Raw genomic sequence first — 17,841 nt, forward strand, 5'->3', positions numbered from 1 at the left:
GCACTTCGCTTATGGACCGCACCGCCCGATCGCTGGTGCAGCGTCGCGCGTGTTGCCCGCATGTACCCGAATACGCTCGGCGAGATTCACTGATGGCGCTTCGTACGAGTAGCAGTACGGCGGCTTCGGCACCTTGCCGGGCTGCTCGTCTTGCAGCACTGCTTTCGCGTCGCCGAGATACAGGTTGTCGCGTACCGCAAGAAACGCCTGATAGCCGTGCGTGTACCCGTAGAGCGATTTCGTGCGCTCATAGTGTTCGCGATCCGCTTCCCCATTGACGAGCGCGCTACGTGTGGGCGCCTGCGGAATATAGCGGCAATAGTTCGCGTTGACGCCTTCGACCGTCGGGAAATAAGCCGGCTCCGTGCACGCGCGATGCGCGGCGTTCGAGAAGATGTTGCCTTCGACGAGCGCCCTCGCCTCCAGGCTGAAGCTCATGCCGTAGAAGTCCCAGTTCTCGATCAGATTGTTATAGAGGTGGATCGTCCCGAACTGCGCGCGCGGATTACGCTGCATGGTATCGACAAAGTAGCTATGGTGAATCGTCACGCGAGCGATCGCATCACGCTCGTAGTTGGCGAAGAGATTGTCCTCGGTGATGTTATTGACGAGCATGACCTTGTCATCATCGTGGAACCTCACCCACGAGACCGTCACATCTGTCGAGCCGTTCTTCACGTTGACGAGCCGGGCCGCGAACCGCGACAGATCGAGGTGATCGATCCAGACATCGTGCGATCCATTGGCGATATCGATCGCCTGCGCGAACGTGCGCAAGCGACCGTCTATCGTCAGATGCGTCACGATGACGTTCGCGCTGCCATAGATGCCGAAGCCGTAGTCCAGCAGTTCCACCATGTGTCCGCGCCCGTCTATCGTCACGTTGGACGGCACGCGAAGCATGGACGCGAGCGCGATTTTCATATCGGACGCGAAGCGAATCCAGGTCGGTCCGCGCGCATGCGCAAGTGCATCGCGCAACGTTCCCGGCCCGCCGTCCGCCGCCGACGACACAACCACCACTTTGCCGTCCAGCCCGCCGGTCGCCGCGCGGCCATAGCCTTCTCGCTGTTGAAGAAGCTCGGACACCATTGCGCAGTCCACGGTCGCACGCTCGCATGAATCGCGCGGCGCGGCGGATGCCGTTATGCACGCAGCCATCGACGCACACGCGATCACGCGAACGACGCACGTCCGCAGCGCCCAGCGAAGGCGCTCGCTGTAAGCGTAGGTCCTCATGACGCACGCACGCGCTTCGTGTTCGTCAGGAAATCGACGTACCACGGCAACGCCTCCGTCATTCCCGCGCGCAGATCGACGAGCGGCACGTGGCCGAGTTCCCGCTGCGCCTTCGACACGTCCGCTTGCGAATGGCGCACGTCGCCCGCGCGGAAATCGCGGTGAGCCGGTTGCTTGTGATAAGCGTAGCCCAGCCCCGCGAGTCCGTCGCGGATTACATGAAAAAGGTCGTTGAGCGTCGTGCGTCCGCCCACCGCGACGTTGTAGACCTCGCTCGAAGCGAGCTCCGCGCGAAGCGCCGCACGCAAGTTCGCCTGCACGACATTGCCGACATAGCAGAAGTCGCGGCTCGTTTCGCCGTCGCCGTTGATCTGCACGTCTTCGCCCGAAAGCATCGCGGCAATCCACTTCGGAATCACCGCCGCGTAGGCGCCGTCCGGGTCCTGCCGCGGCCCGAACGCGTTGAAGTACCGCAAGCCGATGGATGCGAATCCGTAAGTTCGCGCATATACGCTCGCGTAGATTTCGTTCACGAGCTTGGTGACGGCATACGGTGACAACGGATTGCCTATGCGCTCCTCGCGCTTCGGAAGATTGGGTTCATCGCCATACGTGGAACTCGACGCCGCGTACACGAAGCGGCGCACGCCGGCCCGCCGCGACGCATCGAGCATGTTGAGAAAGCCCGTTGCATTGACATCGTGCGACGCAATCGGATCTTTCACCGAACGCGGCACCGACCCGAGCGCAGCCTGATGCAGCACGAAATCCACGCCGTCTACCGCCGCATCGCATGCGCGCGCGTCACGGATATCCGCTTCCTGAAAGCCGAAATTGCGCCAGCGCATGTCGCCGACGCGCGACCTGATCTCATGGAGATTGCGCCGATGTCCGGTCGCGAAGTTATCCATGCCGCGCACTTCCTGCCCGAGCACGAGAAGCGTCTCGACAAGATTCGATCCGATAAAGCCCGCCGCGCCCGTCACGAGCCATCGAAAGCGCTGCGCAGCGAGCGCCTCGCGCAAGCCGGCTTGCGACTCGTGCAGCAACCACGCCGGCACCGGCGACTCATTCAACAGGGTTTCTTTCTGCATAAGGTTCTGCTCAGTTGATACACGTTAGGTTTTGATCGCATGCGGCGCTCGTTGCATGCGCACACGGATCGACCGGACGCACATGACGCCACAGCCCGCCGCTCAGGCGCAGATCTTCCGGCGCTCCGGAGAGATGCTCGCGCAGATGGCCGAGATAAGCCTCCTGCCATCGAAGCGCATAGCGCTCGACATCCTCACCGGGTTCGGCGGCGGGCAGCAGTTCGAGTGTCTGCACGATCTTGCCGTTTCGCCATCGCGGCGCATAAAAGACTGAAGGCGAGCCGAGCCGGTGCGCGGCCCGCGCCGCGAACGACGAGTAGGTGATCTCTTGCCCGGCGAACGGAACGCGAGGCGCGGCGGGGTTCGGCGCGCCATCGACCGCGATACATACCGCGAAGCCCGACTGCAGGGCGCGAAAACACTGCCGCGCCACTTGCGCTTCGGTCTGGTCCGCCGTGGAGATGAGCGCCGACGCGTAATGCGCCGTGGCGACGCCCGGCATGCTCGCCACCCAGCGCGACGGAATGCCGAGCAGTTCGAGCACCATCAGGCCCGCGTACATGGGGCCGACATGCGCGGTCGCGACCACGACGCCCTTTCCGGCGGCAAGCAACGGCGCGAAGCGCCGCTCCGTTTCGCCGAGATCGTCGAGCAAGGTCATGGCATCTTCAATCAGATCATCGCGACATTCGAGCCATTCGAGCAGCAGATGATCCACGAGATGTCCCCAGCGCGCCGCCCGCTCCCATGCTTCACGCGTCGTCGCGTCCGCATGGCTGCGCAGTGACCACGCCCAGTCGAGTCTTTCCTTCGGAATACTGATTTCATCGATGCGCTCGTCAATCTGCGCCATGGCGAGCGCAAAGCTCGATGGCAGCAGGCGGTCTCGCGCGTCGAGACGCCTGCGGTAAAGCTCGGACGCTTCATCCCTTCTCCCGGCCTGAGACAGCGCCGCGACCGCGAGACGCTGCACGCGTTCGTCGTCCGGGCGCTGCCGAGCAAGCGTGAGCATGTGGTCAGCCGATTCGGCGTGTCGGCCGCCGTAGCGCAATGCCCGGCCGAGTAACGTTCGCGTGTACGCAAGATCGGGACAACGCTCGCACGCGTCTTGCAAATGCGTGACGGCATCTTCATAGCGGCCCGCGCGCAGCAGCGTCTCGCCATAGAGCGTCATGAGCCGCACATCGTTCGGCGCGAGCGCGACGCCGCGCGCGAAATGTTCGAGCGCTCGCGCATGGCCGCCGTTCGAGACGCCGCTTTCCAGATACGCCTGCCCCAGTTGCGAACGCAGCGCGGCGCCGTCGAGTCCGGCGCGCAACGCGGCCTCTCCTGCGGATATCGCAAGTCGGATACGGTTGTCGCTCGCGAGCGCCTGCACGACGGCCGCCGCAGCGCGATCGTTCGGCATGTTTGCCACGTCGAGCCGCGATGCGAGCCGCGCGGCGAGTTCCGTATGCCCCGCGCGCGTAAGTGCAGTGAGCCACGCGTGCGCATGAGCGGCGTACGCCGCCGCCATGTCGATGCTCGCGCGCGCCAGTTCGGCCGCCTCTGCGACGCGGCCCGCCTGGAGCCGCAACTGGATGCAGGCCGCACGCGCAGCCGGCGCATCAGGTTCGATCCGCGCTGCGGCATCTGCATGCGTCACCGCTTCGTCCCAGCGCTGCAAGCGGCCGAGGACGCTCGCGAGCATCCGTCGCTCATCGGCGAGCTCGGGCCAAGCGTTCACCAGTGCGTGGAGGACGGCGGCTGCGTCGTTCAGCGCGCCGTCCCGGATCAGCGGCGACACCACGAAGCGCTTCACGTCGATGCGGGCATCGGCGTCGCGGATGAGCGATGCATCCAGTGCATCGATCGCGGCCGCTCGGCGCTCGGCGGCGCGAATCTGCGCAATGGCGCGATACAGGCGCGCCGCTGCATCAGGCACAGCGCCGGCTTGCACCGCATCGGCATAGGCGGCAAGGCCGGCAGTCCACTCGCCTCTTTTGACTAGCGACTTGCAGGCATCGAACAGAGTGCGGCCGTTCGGCTTGTTCATCGGCTTATCCATTGAAGAACTCGCGCCCGAGCATCACGGCGACGCGTACGACAAGCGCGAGCGCAAGACCCGCGGCCAGCGACGCCAATAAGAGAAGCGGCATGTTCGGGCTGGTGGGCCGGTCCGTCGGCAAGGGGCGCGTGATGACCGTTAGATATCGCTGGAGCTTGAGCGTATCCGTGAATGCCTGCTGATAGCTTTGCTGGGTCGCGGTGAGATTGGCATCCGCGAACGCCTCGGCGTTCCTCAACGATTCATAGTCGCCCAACTGGCTCGCCTGAGTCTTGCCCTTGCCGCTGATGCGCTCTCGCGTCTGCGCGAGCCGCTCCGTCAATGCCTGCACCTGTGCCGTTGCCGGAGCCAGCATCGGGTGCTGCGGATTGCCGAGCGCGCGGATCTTGTCGAGGCTGATCTGTGCCGTGTTGAGTTCGGTTTCCAGTTGAGCCGAGAGATTGAGCAGCATGGCCGCGCTCGCGGCGGGATCGAGGTTCTGGTTCACGATTCGCCATTTCGTCAGGGCCGCGCGCGCGGACTGCGCCTCTTTTTGCGCGAGCGCGACGGCCTGCCGGCTGACCTTGAGCGCATCCTCCACGCCTTTTTCATCCATTCGTTGTACGAACTTTTCCGCGATGTCGAGCAGCGCATCCGAGATTGCTGCGGCATCGGCCGGCGAGTACGCGCTCACCTGCATGACATCGACTTGTTCCATGATGTTGTACGCGACCTTCACGGACGATCGATACGCGCGATACAGATCGTCTTCGGATGCGTTCGACGGCAGCCGGTTAGGCAGGTCGAGACCGTTCAGCGTGAGGCGGCGGCGCAGTCCGATCCTGTCGTCGAGCTGGCGCATGCAGTCGCGCGAAGCGAGAAAGTCGCTCACGGCCCAGCCATCGACGAAGCCGGCCGCCACGCCAGCCCCGCCGCCAGTCGTGAAGAGATTCGCTGCGCCGCCCGCGAGAGGCGCAGCGCTCGAACTCGCGCGCACGGAGAATCGCGCTTCAGCGGAATAGCGCGGTTTCGCAACGAACGTCGCGTAGGCCGCGCACAGCGCGACGGGCACGAGAACGAGCGCGAGCATGATCCAGCGAGCCCTTCGCCGCACGAGCCTCGCTGTGTCTCGTTCGCGGCGGCGCGCTTCGATGACTGATGCGGACTCAGACATCGAACGCTCCTCCGGGAGCGGCGTCGAGTCCGTTGCCGTCCGCGCTTGCGGAAGACTCGCTGTTCGCCCGGCGCGGAGGGAATCGACGGAGGCACTCGTCGAGATCGGCGTCGATTCGCAGGCTGCTTCCTTCATAGACCAAACCCTTGACGCAATAATCCGCCATCTGCTGACGACGGTAAGTTGAGAGAATGAGCGTGCGCCCGACCAGTCGTTCGTCGAACAGCGCGCGCCAGAGACGCGCAAAGCGGCTCGCTTCGAGTGGCAGGGCGCCGTCGACCACATAGACATCGAAGTCGGGCGCGAGCGCGAGCGCAAACGACACTTCCTGACGGGTCGCAAGCGGCCAGTGTTCCATCGGCAGTTCGAGATGCGCGGGGCATGTAATCAGGTCCGCCACGAGTTCGATGGCCGCCTTCGCAGGCAGACCATGCAGCGCGCACACGAACTCGATCATGCGCAGCCCGTTCGCCTTGCCGCGAATGAATCCTTGCCGGCCGAGCGGCCACGACACGCGACCGCGATGCTCCACGAAGCCGTGGCGCGGCCTGCGCAGCCCGGCCAGCACATCGATCAACGCGCGATGGGCTTCGGGCGTTCGCGACAGCAACGCATAGCGTCCCTGCGCAATGTCGAGATCGGCGTTCGAGAGCAGCGGCGTGAGCGAGCCCGAAATCGTCGATGAACACGTGACGGCGTGCAGGCGAATCATGTCGGTCACATCGGCTGGACGTTGCATCGGGCGAACCGTTCGGCGCAAAGGGCCACGGCCGCAAGAAAGACGAGCGACGTGACGAAGTAGGACAAACGCGCATCCGTCGAGCGATAGCTTTCGAAATACGCCGAACGCAATAGCTGCATGCCGTGCGCAAAGGGCGACCACAAGAACCAGCCGCGATACTGCTCCGGCAACTGTTCCGACACGAAGAACACGCTGCTGAAGATCTCGAGCAGTCGTTCGATGGCCGTGGCGAGTCGCAAGAAGAAGCGCCACTTGCTCGCGATAGTGCCGAAGAGCACGCCCGTCGACGCGCCGCCGAAGCCTATCGCTACCACATAGCCGAAGAACGCGGGCCAACTCGCCGGCAAGCTGATCAGATCGAACGCGTGGCCGACGAGAATCAGCGTCGTGAACACGAGGGCAAAGATCGCCTGATACAGCACGGCCTGCACGCACGCGCACAAGAGCGGCGTGACGCCCTGAAGGTTCAGCCATCCGCGAGCGGAGATGTAGCTCGTGCTGCTTCGAAAGATGATCTGCCGGAACATGATCCACGTCGTCGCGCCCAGCAGCGAGAAGGTCGGCACGTCCATTCCCAGGATGAACTGGGTCCCCGTCAGGAAATACAGCGACGAAATGAGCGTGAGCAGCACCGCCGGTCCGAAGAACGCCCACGCGAGCGCGAAGCGGCTTTCGCCCTGCATCGTGTGGAGTTGGAAGATCAACATCGGCAGCAACGCGCGAAGGTCGGAGCGGCCGGCTGGCACCGCCCGTGGCCGTTGTCTCGCATGAAGCGAGGCGATGCGAGACTTCAGCGCCGCAAGGTCGCTGGCCTCGCCGGCGCTGAAGTCCGGCGTCAGCGCGCGGTCCTCGCGCGACGCACTGCGGCGAGCCTCGCGCGCTTCTTCTTCGCGACGGCGGCGGACGCGCTTCTCGTGCGCATCCGCCAGATGCGCTTCGTTTTGCGCGAGGGTGGCCGGCGCGTAGCCGGGAGCGAACACATCGACGCCCGCGCGAATGTCGTTTTCGACGAGACGAATCGCGGTGCGCAGTTGCCGTCGCCGCAGGTCGAGCGTTTCTTGGTCCGCGTTGGACACGCCATCCGTAAGACGCGCCTCTAGCGCCGCATACACCTGCCGGCGTTGCACGGGCGTCTCGCGCGGTGACCGGCGCAGCGCCGCGAGGATAAGCGCAAGCGTTGTCGCGGGCGCGTGCGGCCCGGCGTCTTCGATCTGCGCGCCCGCGCCGATCCTGTAGCCGTTTGTTCGCCGACGCGCTCGCCAGTCGTCTATCCGCCTCTGATTGCTCATGATGCCGCGTCAGTCCGCCAGCGCGCTCACCGAGCGCGCGGTGCCGAGCGACGCGCTGAAGGTGGACAGCAGCTTCTGCACTTGCGTGAACGGGGCGTCGGATACCAGCACGGCATCGCCGTCATGCACGACGAACTGGCCCGCGAGCGCGATCTGCTCCGGCCGCGTGAAATCGAATTGATAGACGGTGGGTCGCGCATCGCCCGGCTCGCGCTCGCTCGTTCCGGCTCTGCGCAACAGATAGACGCCGCGCGGATTCGCGAGCGCGTCGCTGAGTCCGCGCGAATCGCCGAGCGCATCCAGAAGCGTGTAGTCGCGCTTGGGCACCTTGATGCGCCCTTGCACGCCCGCCGCGCCGAGCACCACGACCTGTTCGACCACGTCATGCGCGATGATCGAATCGCCCGGTCGCAGCGGAATATCGTTGGCGCTCGTTCGATACACGTCCGCAAGCCGGATGGTGGCTTCCGTGCCTCGACGTCGCACGGAAATGGCCAACTGTTCGGGGTTGACCTGACTGGGCGCGGCGAGGCCGAGCACATCGCTCAGGCGGGACATGTCACGGCCGAGCGGATACACGCCGGGCTTCTGAAGATCGCCCTGAACCGTGACCGTCTGACCGCGCCGCGTCGTGGGCCGCACGACGACGTCCGAAGCCGTCATGAGCCGGCTCAGGCGCCGCATGATCGCAGTGCGTACCTCGGCGACGGTCAGCCCTTCTGCGCGGATGCTGCCCACATAAGGCAAGTAGATGTCGCCTGCACGGTCGACGATCATCTCGCCCAAGTCAGACGCGCCGTTTGGCCCGGCCGGATAAACGGCGAGACCGTCGCGCTCGAAGACGGTGACGTCGATGCCATCGCCTGGCGCAAGACGTTCGTAGTCGAACGCGGCGGCGTGCGTGAACGCGGGCGGAAACGTCGAAGGGCGCACGCTTGGTCCGGCGAGGACCGTCTTCGGTGTCGCGGGAACGAGCACGACGTCGCCCCGTGCGTCCGATGCGTTGATCTCGCTCATCATAGGCCCGCTGCGCGGCAAGCCGCATCCCTGAAGGAAGCACGCGCTGGCGAGGCCGAGCAGCAACGCCGCGCACGGTCGCGCGCGGGTGACTTTCGCCGGGAAGATTTCACGAGCCAACGATTTCATCGCTTCCTTCTTTCGACCATCAAACGAAATGCGTCCGCTTCGTGCATACATCACGCGACAAGCGGACTCTCCTGCTTGTCGGTCGGCGCGACCGACTCAGCGCCTTGTGCCGTCGACGCGCAGAGTTCGGTGAACTTGCTGAGCATTGCGTTGACCGAGAAGAGCATGCGCGCCCGCTGACGCGCATGCTCACGCGTCGCGCTGTGCGCCTTGCAGCGATCGACGAGCGCGGCGAGCGTGTCGCAGGCGGCCTGCAAGTCAGGCTGATCGGCGCATTCGAGCAAGTGCCCGGTCACGCCATCCACGAAACACTCGCCCGCGCCGCCTGCCGGAGTCGAAAGCGTGGCGACGCCGAGCATCTGCGCTTCGATGAGCACGTTGGGCAGCCCTTCGAAGCGCGACAGCAAGACTTTGGCGTCCATCTTCGAATACCAGTAGCCCACATGCGACGACAAGCCCGCGAACAGAAGCCGGCCGGAAATGCCCAGTTCGTTCGCGAGTTCGACGGCCTTCTGCTGCAACCGCCCGTCGCCGACGATCACGAAACGCGCGCGCGGCCGCTTCTTCAGATACCGCGCCGCGAGCCTGATCCATGACGACGGCCGCTTGTCCGGCTCGAAGCGAAAGACGCCGCCGATCGTCTCGGATGCGTCCGCGGTCTGCTTCGCGAACGCCTCCCAGCGCTGCACGTCCTCGATCGAACCGGTGGTTTCGAGCTCCGGCACGCCGTTATAGAGCACATGGAACCGCGCGAGCGGCAGATCGAGCCATGCGGCATACGCCTGCGCGCCCGCGCGGCTGTTACAGACGAAGTGGATGCCGGGCACTTCGGCCAGAGCGCGGTACAGCACCGCGTATTCGGGGCGGTCGCGCTCCCGGCGGATGTTCGGCGGCAATCCGCGAAACACGAGATGGATGACCGGCACGCCTGCCAGCAAGGCGGCGAGCGCGCCGAACAGGCACGTGCCGTCCTGCCAAAGGCTGGCCACATCGAAGCGGCGCTCGCCAAAGTACGGTGCCAGGCGCCCCACGCCGTAGTGCACCGGCGGCGGCAGGTGAGCGAGCATGCGCAGCAGGGTGGCGTCAGTCACGGATTGATCGCCGGCCGCGACAACGGGCAGGTCGTTGATCTGCGTGACGGGCACGCCCGCATCGCTCAACGTGCCGAGAAAGAAGTCGAGCCGCTGGCCGTTCGGCTGACGCGTGGCTTCCGTATGCTGCCTGACGAGTACTTCGACGCGGCTCGCGGCCGCCGACGCGCCGCCATGCAGCGCTTGCTTTTGCAGGAGACACGCGAGCCGCGTCAACTGACGTTCCGCGCCGCCCGGTCCGAGGCTGCCGGTCACGAGCGCGATGGCTTTCGCGCGTTCGCCGTCCGCGCAGCGCACAACGCGCTGGCGGAAGGACAGGATCGCGTGCTTCATCGCGACGATCTTGATGTCGGCGCTCGCGAGCACGTCGTCCGATTCATACTGTCGATAGAACGCGTAATCGCTTGCCAGCGCAGCCGCCAGTCGCGCGGCCTTGCTGTCGGGCGCGAGCGACGCGGCGATCGGTTCCAGCACGGCGACCGCCTGCGCCAGCCGTCCGCGCTTGCTGAGTCGCTTGGCGAAGGCGATGCGAATATCGCGTCGGTCGTGCCGCGCGATCAGGCGCTCGAACAACGCATCGGACGCCTCGTGCGCCCGCACGTCCGCGAGAAGCTCGGCGCGCGCGAGACTCGCCGACGCGTCGTCGAGCGATTCCGGCATGCAGCGGTCGATGTGTTCCAGCGCCGCATCGGCCTTCTTTTCCTTGACGAGCCGCAGAGCGTAACCGCGCGTTATGCCCGCATGGTCCGGGCAATCCGCCGACAGCGCATGCCAGGCGTCCAGCGTGCCCTCGGCATCCCCGGCCATTTCCATCAACTGCAACAGCAAAAGGCGCGAGTCGGCGTCTTGCGCGTGGTCGCGAACGAGGCTTCGCGCCTCGGCAAGCGCGTCTTGCGCAAGACGTGCCGTGCGGGCGTGCGCCACCAGCCGGGCAAGTTCTGCGCGCACGGTGTCGGTTTCGGTTTCGGTGTCGGTGTCGGTTGCGCGGCTCGATTGCCGCGATGCGCCCGAAACCTGTTCGTTCGCCGCTGATTCGGCAGCGATGCCTGTCACCGGCGAGTCCGCGGCTGTGGTACCCGCTTTCGTTACTTGAGTCATTATTTAGGACTACAGCTATCTTTCAGACGCACGGACGGGAGCCGTACAGCGCGAGGCAAACGCCGCGATACCGTCAAGCGGCCTTCTCAGGCTCCGGCAGGGAAATCGTCTTCCGCCTGTCGCGTTCGGCCCACAGCAGGCACTTGCGGATGTTGGCGTCGATCTGCTCGACATCGCCGGACTGCTGGCGAAGCGCCTTCCAGTACGGCAGCGCCTGCGCGAAGCGATGCAGACGCATGGCGCCCGACGCTGCCGCCTTCAGGCCGACCGGATCGTTCGGCACGAGTTTTAGAATCACTTCGCCGAGCGCCTGGCGTTCCTCGCCGCTCGCCGAATCGAGGCCGCGCAACTGCGCACGCAACGCCGCGACGACGCGCCTTTTCTCGACAGCGACATCGGCGCCCGAGGCGTCGGCTCTTTCGATCAGATCGAGCAGGGCCCACGCCGCGTCGTATTCCTGGCGAGCCAGCATGTCGCGGGCGGCGCGAATCGAGCGCCCTCGCAACGTCGAGATCTGGCGTGCTGCGTCGTCGCGCATGGCGCGGTCCGCTTCGGGCTTCGCAGCGATCTGCGAGAAAGCCTCGATCGCTTCGGCGTAACGTCCGGCCCGAACGGCCACGCGCGCGAGATGAAGACGCGCTGGGAGCGGCGCGCCGGGCTCGTCCGCAGCCAGTCGCAGATGACGAAGCGCCGTCGGCGTATCGCCGAGCGCTTCCGCTGCCCGCCCACGCAGACTGTGGAGGTCGGGAAACGTGAGGCTCGTCTGCAAGGCGAGGTCGATCAGGCTGACTGCCGCGTGAAAGTCCTGCTCGACGATGGCCGCGCGAGCCGCTTGACGCATGTGCCGCTGGAGCGCCCGGCGCGCGCGCAATGCGTCGGCGTTCGCGGGCTGTGCGACGCACGCCGCCTGAATCCGGTCGGCCGCCACGCGCAGATCGCCCGCGGCCACTGCCGCTTCGCCCTCGGCGAGCCACCGCGCGATCTGGCGGGTCAGCCAGCCCGCCACATCGGCCGCATCGTTGTCGTCGAATGCCGGCGATACGGCCAACGCGGCCGCGGGCGCCGCGAAGCCCTCGCCGACCGCGCGCTGCGCGAGCGCCAGCGCTTCACGCGCGGGCAGCCGCGGCGACTCACCGGCAAGCCGCATCAGCGCCGCGCGGTTCTTCGTGTCGAGCTTCCGGTTCCACAGCAATGCATAGCTCGGAGCGTGCGCCGGCAGCGTGGCGCGCACTTCTTCGGCCCAGCTTTCCGCGCTTTCCGCGCTTTCCGCTTCGCCAGCCGATTGCAACAGGGACAGCGCCGCGCTGGCGGCTTCGGCGTCGCCGTTCGTCAGGCGGAACAGGCGCTTCCAGCTTGCAAGCGCGGTCCTGGCGTCGCCCAGGCGCGTGGCGGCAACGGCGCTGATGCGCAACAACTCGGGCGTTTCCACTTCATCTCCAAGCATTGCAGTCGCGAGCGCCAACGCGTTCGTGAAATCGCCGAGTTCGAAGTAGCAGCGCATCAACACGCGGTTCGCGTTGTCGTCTGAGCCGTCGTCGGCCTCTCGCCGCTTGAGCACGCTGATCGCGCCTTCGTAATCGCCCAGTTCGAATTGCATGCGCGCGAGCAGCAGGCCGTGCTCCGCGTGCGTCGGGTCCGCGCGCAACACGGCGCGCACTCGCCGCGACGCCTCGCACAGGCGTCCTTCGTTCCATGCCAGTTCGATGATCGCGGCTTCGTCCACCGGCCGCGCTTCTTTCTGCAAGCGCGCGCCGCTGTCGCGCACGCCCGATGCGGCGATATGCGCCGAGAGAAAGCAGCGGTGCCAATCGTCCACCAGACGATCGGCGAATGCATCGGTGAAATGCGTGAGATCGAGTCCGCCCTGCTCCATCGCGTCTGCCTGGCCGACCTCATGCATCAGCGGCGTGGGATCGTAGCAAGGCACCTGCATGCGCCGCGCGATGTCGCTCACCGTCTCGATCAGGCGGTGCCGCTGCTCGATCACCGGACTGTCGGGCGGCGCGGCGTCAACGTGCGTGACGAATACCAGCTTCTCGCTTCCGACGAGCGCGGCAATCTCCCGCATGTCGCGCTCGATCTCGTCGTCCGTCTGTTCCCTTCGCACGATGCGCGCGAGCAGCGCCTGATCCGCCGTCGCGAGGCGCCGGAAGTTCGGCTCCTGTTCGAGCCATGCGCGCCGCTCGGCCATCTTCCTGACCGATGCCATCGACCAGAAGGTCCGCGAGCGCGCCCGGTCCGCGAAGAAATCCGCGAAGTACCGGCCCATGTAGTTGATCTGGATGGGGTAGCCGTCGACCGTCAACAGCTTGCGCGAAGACACCTCCACGATGGTCAGGTCAGCGTGCGCGCAAGGCTTCGCATAGCTCGCCGCCGCGACGCCGGGCCGGAACAGCAGCGCTTCGATCGCGGCCGGAATCGACTGCTGACCGAGCATGAAGCGCAATTGCTGAAGCGCTTCCGCGCTCGTGTGGACGAATCCATAGTTGCGCGCGCTCTGCGCCCGAATCGGATACCGCGCAGCGCCTTTGCGCAGCGGCGTATGAATGCGGCACGTCCCGATGGGACTGACCAGCAGCTTCGATTGGCTCATACCGGGTCTTGAGTGACGTGGACCAAGCCGCTTACAGCGCCCAGTACTGCACGCTCGCGGGCAAGCGCGTCTTGTCCAGCGACGACTTGAGGTCACACAGCAATGCGTCTTCCGTCAGCATGTGCGGCAGGTCCTGCCAGATCGTGGCCATGATGTCGCGATGAGGCACGGCGAGAACGACGACATCGAGATTGTCGAGGTGAGACTTGTCGACGAGCGAGATGCCGTACTCGTGCTCCATCTGGCTCTTGTCCGCCATCGGGTCGAAAGCAAGCGGCGCAATGCCGTATTGCTGCAACGCACGGTACAGATCGACCACCTTCGAGTTACGGATATCAGGGACGTTCTCCTTGAACGTCATGCCCAGAATGCCGACACGCGTGGACCCGGCCAGACGGTGCTTGCGCGCGAGCATTTGCACGATCTTCGCGGCGACATGCTGCGCCATGCCGTCGTTGATGCGGCGCCCCGCCAGAATGACTTCCGGGTGATAACCCATCTCCTGCGCTTTCGACGTCAGGTAATACGGGTCCACGCCGATGCAGTGGCCACCCACGAGCCCCGGCGTGAAGCGCAGGAAGTTCCACTTCGTGCCTGCGGCTTCCAGCACCTCGGTCGTCGAGATGCCGGCGAGATCGCAGATCTTGGACATCTCGTTCATCAGCGCGATGTTGATATCCCGCTGCGTGTTTTCGAGCACCTTCGCGGCTTCCGCCACCTTGATGGACGACGCGCGGTGCACGCCCGCGTCGATGATGCCGCCGTAGACTTCGGCGATGATGTCCGCGCTTTCGTCGTCCTGTCCGGACACGATCTTGACGATCCGCTCCAGCGGATGCTCGCGATCGCCCGGATTGATGCGCTCGGGACTGTAGCCGAGCTTGAAGTCCACGCCGCAGCGCAAGCCCGACGCCTTTTCGAGTTCCGGCCCGCAGATTTCTTCGGTCGCGCCGGGGTGAACCGTGGACTCGAACACGACGATACTGCCCGGGCGCAGCACGGGGCCGATGGTGCGGCAGGCGCTCACGAGCAGCGAGAAATCGGGGATGCACTTCTCATCGACGGGCGTCGGCACGGCGACCACGAAGAAGTTGCAGTCAGCGAGGTCCGCTGCGTTGTCGGTGAAGCGCATGGTCGACGCGCGCAACACTTCGCTCTCGATTTCGCCCGTCCAATCCTCGCCCTTGTTCAGATGCTCGATACGGCGACGATCTACGTCGAAACCGATGACGTCGTAGCGGCGTGCGAACGCGACCGCGACAGGCAGGCCCACATAGCCCAGACCACACACTGCAATTTTCTTGATTGCCACAGAATTATCCTTGACGCCCGGCTATTCGACGCTGACTGCCTGCATTGAATAGCGTGTTGCTACCTCACCGTTGGCAGCCAACTGCCTCGAACCCTGTTATTCGTCCGGGTTTCTTTTCGCTAAAAATATCCAGGTCCAGCGAATTGGGAACGAATCCTATAGAGGTGATAAAGACGGCGCAAGGGATATAGAAGGACTTCGAAACAATGTTTCAGATAACACTGTTTTACGAATGGGCGATCGTAAGCTCGAAAGGGGCCTTAAAAGGCGCCCATTAGAAACAGTAATGGCAGCGACAGATTCTGCCCGTTCAAACATTAGTCGCGTTGTAAATAGGACATCACCTATATCAGGCTTCAGTCCATGAGCGGCCTGAATCCGACTTCTGCCTAATATCAACCATTTCCAAGATTAATTCTGGAATGCTGCAAACTGCACAGAGATCGTCGACTGCGTATTTTGTTTATATTTGTCGCGAGTCAATCGGTTCGAAAGCCCTTTTACTGAAGGCGTAAGGGTCAACGAAGTTTTCATGCGCCTTTACGCGCACCTGCGCGAGCGCCGACGCCAACAATAGGGCGTCGCGCGATTATCTCGGCACTCCTACCGCGCAGGCTCCATTCCATAGCGCCGCCTGATTTCATCGTTGCCGGGCGCGGCCATGAACGCCAGCAAGGCTCTCGATTCGACCGGCGCACGCGCTGTCGCGCACACGGCGCCTTCGAACACCGTCAGCGCCTGCACGTCGTCCGGCAACGGACCGACGACGTCCACACCAGCGACGCCGATCAGCTCGCTCATCTGCTGAAAGCCCAGCTCGACTTCCCCGCGCGCGATGAGCGTGCCGACCGCGACGCCCGGCGGCGCCTGCACGATGCGCGAACCGATCACGTCCGCAATGCCCCAGCGGTCGAACAAGCGCAAGAGGTGCGCGCCGCTCGGGCCCGTCGAATAGCCGATACTTCGCGCGCCAAGCACGGCCTCCCGCACGGCGGCGCCGCCGTCGATCGAAGGACGCGGCGCGCCCGCCGCCACCGCCACCGCAATGCCCGAACGCGCGATGCCCACGCGGCTTGTCGCATCCGCGAGCCCCGCCTCGGCAAGCCGCGCAATCACGTCGGACGCGAGCACCACGATGTCGAATGCTTCGTTGGCCTCAATACGGCGTGCCGCCGCGACTCCGCCGACCGATTCGACCGTCACGCGCTGCCCGGCTTGCTGCATGTAGACGTCGGCGAGATCGTTCAGGACCTGGCGCGTCGCCATCGAGGAAATGACCGTGATCGGCGCGGCGGTGTCGTGCATCGCGAATCCTTGCATTAGTCGATATAGCGCAGGCCCGCGCGTTGCAGCGGCTCGCGCATGCTGTACATGTCGAGACCGAGCACGCCGCTCGCCAGCTTCGCGCGCTTCTCTTCTTCGAGCGCCTCGCGCGCCGTGGCCTTTTCGAGCACCTTTTGCGCCGATGCCGACGGCACCACGACCACGCCGTCATCGTCCGCGACGATCACATCGCCCGGCGTGACCCACGCGCCCGCGCACACGACCGGAATGTTGACGGAGCCGAGCGTCGCCTTGACGGTGCCCTTCGCCGAAATGGCCTTGCTCCAGACGGGAAAGCCCATCTCGGTCAGCACGCGCACGTCGCGTACGCCCCCGTCGATGATGAGCGCCCGCGCGCCACGCGCCTTGAAGCTCGTCGCGAGCAGATCGCCGAAGAAGCCATCGGTATTGTCGGTCGTGCACGCGGCCACGACGATATCGCCCGGCTGTATCTGTTCGGCTGCGACATGCAGCATCCAATTGTCGCCCGGTTGCAAGAGCACCGTCACGGCCGTGCCGCTCGCTTGCGCGCCGAGGTATATCGGGCGCATATACGGCTTCATCAGGCCGACGCGGCCCATTGCTTCGTGAACCGTGGCCGAGCCGAGCGCGCCGAGCTTCGCCGCTGCGTCGCCATCGGCGCGATCGATGTTTCGATACACCACTCCGAGTTCATACATGTTCATTGTCCCTTTGCCTTGAGCGCCGCATCGAGGCGCGGATACACGCGGCGCGCGTTGCCTTCGTAGATCTTGTAGCGCGCTTCCGGCTGCATCGACGCCGCTTCAATATAGCGTTTCGTATCGTCGAAATAGTGTCCGGTTTCCGGATCGATGCCACGCACCGCGCCGATCATTTCACTGGCGAAGAGAATGTTGTCGACGGGTATCACGCGCGTAAGCAGATCGATGCCCGGCTGGTGATAAACGCATGTGTCGAAGAACACGTTGTTCAACAAATGATCCTTCAGCAAGGGCTTCTTCAGTTCCTGCGCGAGCCCGCGGAAGCGTCCCCAGTGATAAGGCACCGCGCCGCCGCCGTGCGGGATCACAAAGCGCAGCGTCGGAAAATCGCGGAACAGGTCGGACGTGAGGCACTGCATGAACGCGGTCGTGTCCGCGTTCAGATAGTGCGCGCCCGTCGTGTGAAAGCACGCGTTGCAACTCGTGCTGACATGAATCATCGCGGGGATGTCGTACTCGACCATCTTCTCGTAGATCGGGTACCAATAACGGTCGGAAAGCGGCGGGCTCGTCCAGTGACCGCCGGACGGGTCCGGGTTCAGATTGATCGCCACGTTGCCATACTGCTCCACGCACTTGACGAGTTCGGGAATGCACGTCGCGACATCGACACCGGGGCTTTGCGGGAGCATCGCCGCCGGAATGAAACTGTCCGGAAAGAGCTGGCTCACGCGATAGCACAGTTCATTGCAGATGGCGGCCCACGTGCTCGACACTTCGAAGTCGCCGATATGGTGCGCCATGAAGCTCGCGCGCGGACTGAAGATGGTGAGATCGAGCCCGCGCTCGCGCATCAGCCGCAACTGATTGCTTTCGATGGATTCGCGCAGTTCGTCGTCGCTGATATGCAACTCCGACGGGCGCGGCATCTCCGACGGATTCTTGATGCCGGCGATCTGCCGGTTGCGCCATGCCTCCAGCGCCTTCGGCGCGGTCGTGTAATGGCCGTGTATGTCGATGATCATCGTGAC

General features: G+C 64.7%; 13 protein-coding genes. All 13 read right to left on the minus strand.

Annotated features, from left to right (window positions below):
* Positions 1–9: 9 nt before the first annotated feature.
* Positions 10–1,161, minus strand: coding sequence for a pectate lyase family protein (locus NCR37_RS20310; protein WP_502800562.1), 1,152 nt, complete (start codon positions 1,159–1,161; stop codon positions 10–12).
* A gap of 74 nt (positions 1,162–1,235) precedes the next feature.
* Entirely contained in the window at positions 1,236–2,333 is a 1,098-nt protein-coding gene (locus tag NCR37_RS20315) for an SDR family oxidoreductase (protein ID WP_250474627.1), read from the minus strand.
* A 10-nt stretch (positions 2,334–2,343) separates the two neighbouring features.
* Entirely contained in the window at positions 2,344–4,368 is a 2,025-nt protein-coding gene (locus NCR37_RS20320; RefSeq protein WP_250474628.1) for a tetratricopeptide repeat protein, read from the minus strand.
* A gap of 4 nt (positions 4,369–4,372) precedes the next feature.
* Entirely contained in the window at positions 4,373–5,533 is a 1,161-nt protein-coding gene (locus tag NCR37_RS20325) for a KpsE/RkpR family capsule polysaccharide export protein (protein WP_250474629.1), read from the minus strand.
* On the minus strand, positions 5,526–6,272 hold the full coding sequence (locus NCR37_RS20330; protein WP_502800563.1) for a P-loop NTPase family protein: 747 nt from the start codon (positions 6,270–6,272) through the stop codon (positions 5,526–5,528). The genes NCR37_RS20325 and NCR37_RS20330 overlap by 8 nt, the downstream gene beginning before the upstream one ends.
* Positions 6,251–7,564: an ABC transporter permease gene (locus NCR37_RS20335; protein WP_250474630.1), complete on the minus strand. Its 1,314-nt coding sequence runs from the start codon at positions 7,562–7,564 to the stop codon at positions 6,251–6,253. The genes NCR37_RS20330 and NCR37_RS20335 overlap by 22 nt, the downstream gene beginning before the upstream one ends.
* 9 nt (positions 7,565–7,573) lie before the next feature.
* On the minus strand, positions 7,574–8,710 hold the full coding sequence (locus tag NCR37_RS20340) for a polysaccharide biosynthesis/export family protein (RefSeq protein ID WP_250474631.1): 1,137 nt from the start codon (positions 8,708–8,710) through the stop codon (positions 7,574–7,576).
* Between the two features lie 50 nt (positions 8,711–8,760).
* Entirely contained in the window at positions 8,761–10,854 is a 2,094-nt protein-coding gene (locus NCR37_RS28540) for a glycosyltransferase (RefSeq protein ID WP_250474632.1), read from the minus strand.
* Positions 10,855–10,972: 118 nt separating this feature from the next.
* Positions 10,973–13,492: a hypothetical protein gene (locus NCR37_RS20350; protein WP_250474633.1), complete on the minus strand. Its 2,520-nt coding sequence runs from the start codon at positions 13,490–13,492 to the stop codon at positions 10,973–10,975.
* A gap of 31 nt (positions 13,493–13,523) precedes the next feature.
* Positions 13,524–14,783 carry a nucleotide sugar dehydrogenase gene (locus NCR37_RS20355; RefSeq protein WP_250474722.1) on the minus strand — a complete coding sequence of 420 codons (1,260 nt, stop codon included), beginning with the start codon at positions 14,781–14,783 and terminating at the stop codon, positions 13,524–13,526.
* A 624-nt stretch (positions 14,784–15,407) separates the two neighbouring features.
* Positions 15,408–16,109 carry a substrate-binding domain-containing protein gene (locus NCR37_RS20360; protein ID WP_250474634.1) on the minus strand — a complete coding sequence of 234 codons (702 nt, stop codon included), beginning with the start codon at positions 16,107–16,109 and terminating at the stop codon, positions 15,408–15,410.
* 14 nt (positions 16,110–16,123) lie between these two features.
* Positions 16,124–16,807, minus strand: a complete 684-nt coding sequence (gene ligK / locus NCR37_RS20365; RefSeq protein ID WP_284506950.1) for a 4-carboxy-4-hydroxy-2-oxoadipate aldolase/oxaloacetate decarboxylase — start codon at positions 16,805–16,807, stop codon at positions 16,124–16,126.
* A 2-nt stretch (positions 16,808–16,809) separates the two neighbouring features.
* Positions 16,810–17,835: an amidohydrolase family protein gene (locus NCR37_RS20370; protein ID WP_250474636.1), complete on the minus strand. Its 1,026-nt coding sequence runs from the start codon at positions 17,833–17,835 to the stop codon at positions 16,810–16,812.
* Between the last annotated feature and the right edge of the window lie 6 nt (positions 17,836–17,841).

The organism is Caballeronia sp. GAFFF1 (assembly GCF_023630705.1).
Lineage (GTDB): Bacteria > Pseudomonadota > Gammaproteobacteria > Burkholderiales > Burkholderiaceae > Caballeronia.

What these genes read in the sequence shown, in the direction of transcription:
- NCR37_RS20320 (WP_250474628.1), bottom strand. Translation starts at nt 4,368, where the DNA reads ATGAACAAGCCGAACGGCCGCACTCTGTTCGATGCCTGCAAGTCGCTA.
- NCR37_RS20325 (WP_250474629.1), bottom strand. Translation starts at nt 5,533, where the DNA reads ATGTCTGAGTCCGCATCAGTCATCGAAGCGCGCCGCCGCGAACGAGAC.
- NCR37_RS20335 (WP_250474630.1), bottom strand. Translation starts at nt 7,564, where the DNA reads ATGAGCAATCAGAGGCGGATAGACGACTGGCGAGCGCGTCGGCGAACA.
- NCR37_RS20350 (WP_250474633.1), bottom strand. Translation starts at nt 13,492, where the DNA reads ATGAGCCAATCGAAGCTGCTGGTCAGTCCCATCGGGACGTGCCGCATT.
- NCR37_RS20360 (WP_250474634.1), bottom strand. Translation starts at nt 16,109, where the DNA reads ATGCACGACACCGCCGCGCCGATCACGGTCATTTCCTCGATGGCGACG.
- NCR37_RS20315 (WP_250474627.1), bottom strand. Translation starts at nt 2,333, where the DNA reads ATGCAGAAAGAAACCCTGTTGAATGAGTCGCCGGTGCCGGCGTGGTTG.
- NCR37_RS20340 (WP_250474631.1), bottom strand. Translation starts at nt 8,710, where the DNA reads ATGAAATCGTTGGCTCGTGAAATCTTCCCGGCGAAAGTCACCCGCGCG.
- NCR37_RS20330 (WP_502800563.1), bottom strand. Translation starts at nt 6,272, where the DNA reads ATGCAACGTCCAGCCGATGTGACCGACATGATTCGCCTGCACGCCGTC.
- NCR37_RS20370 (WP_250474636.1), bottom strand. Translation starts at nt 17,835, where the DNA reads ATGATCATCGACATACACGGCCATTACACGACCGCGCCGAAGGCGCTG.
- ligK (WP_284506950.1), bottom strand. Translation starts at nt 16,807, where the DNA reads ATGTATGAACTCGGAGTGGTGTATCGAAACATCGATCGCGCCGATGGC.
- NCR37_RS20310 (WP_502800562.1), bottom strand. Translation starts at nt 1,161, where the DNA reads ATGGCTGCGTGCATAACGGCATCCGCCGCGCCGCGCGATTCATGCGAG.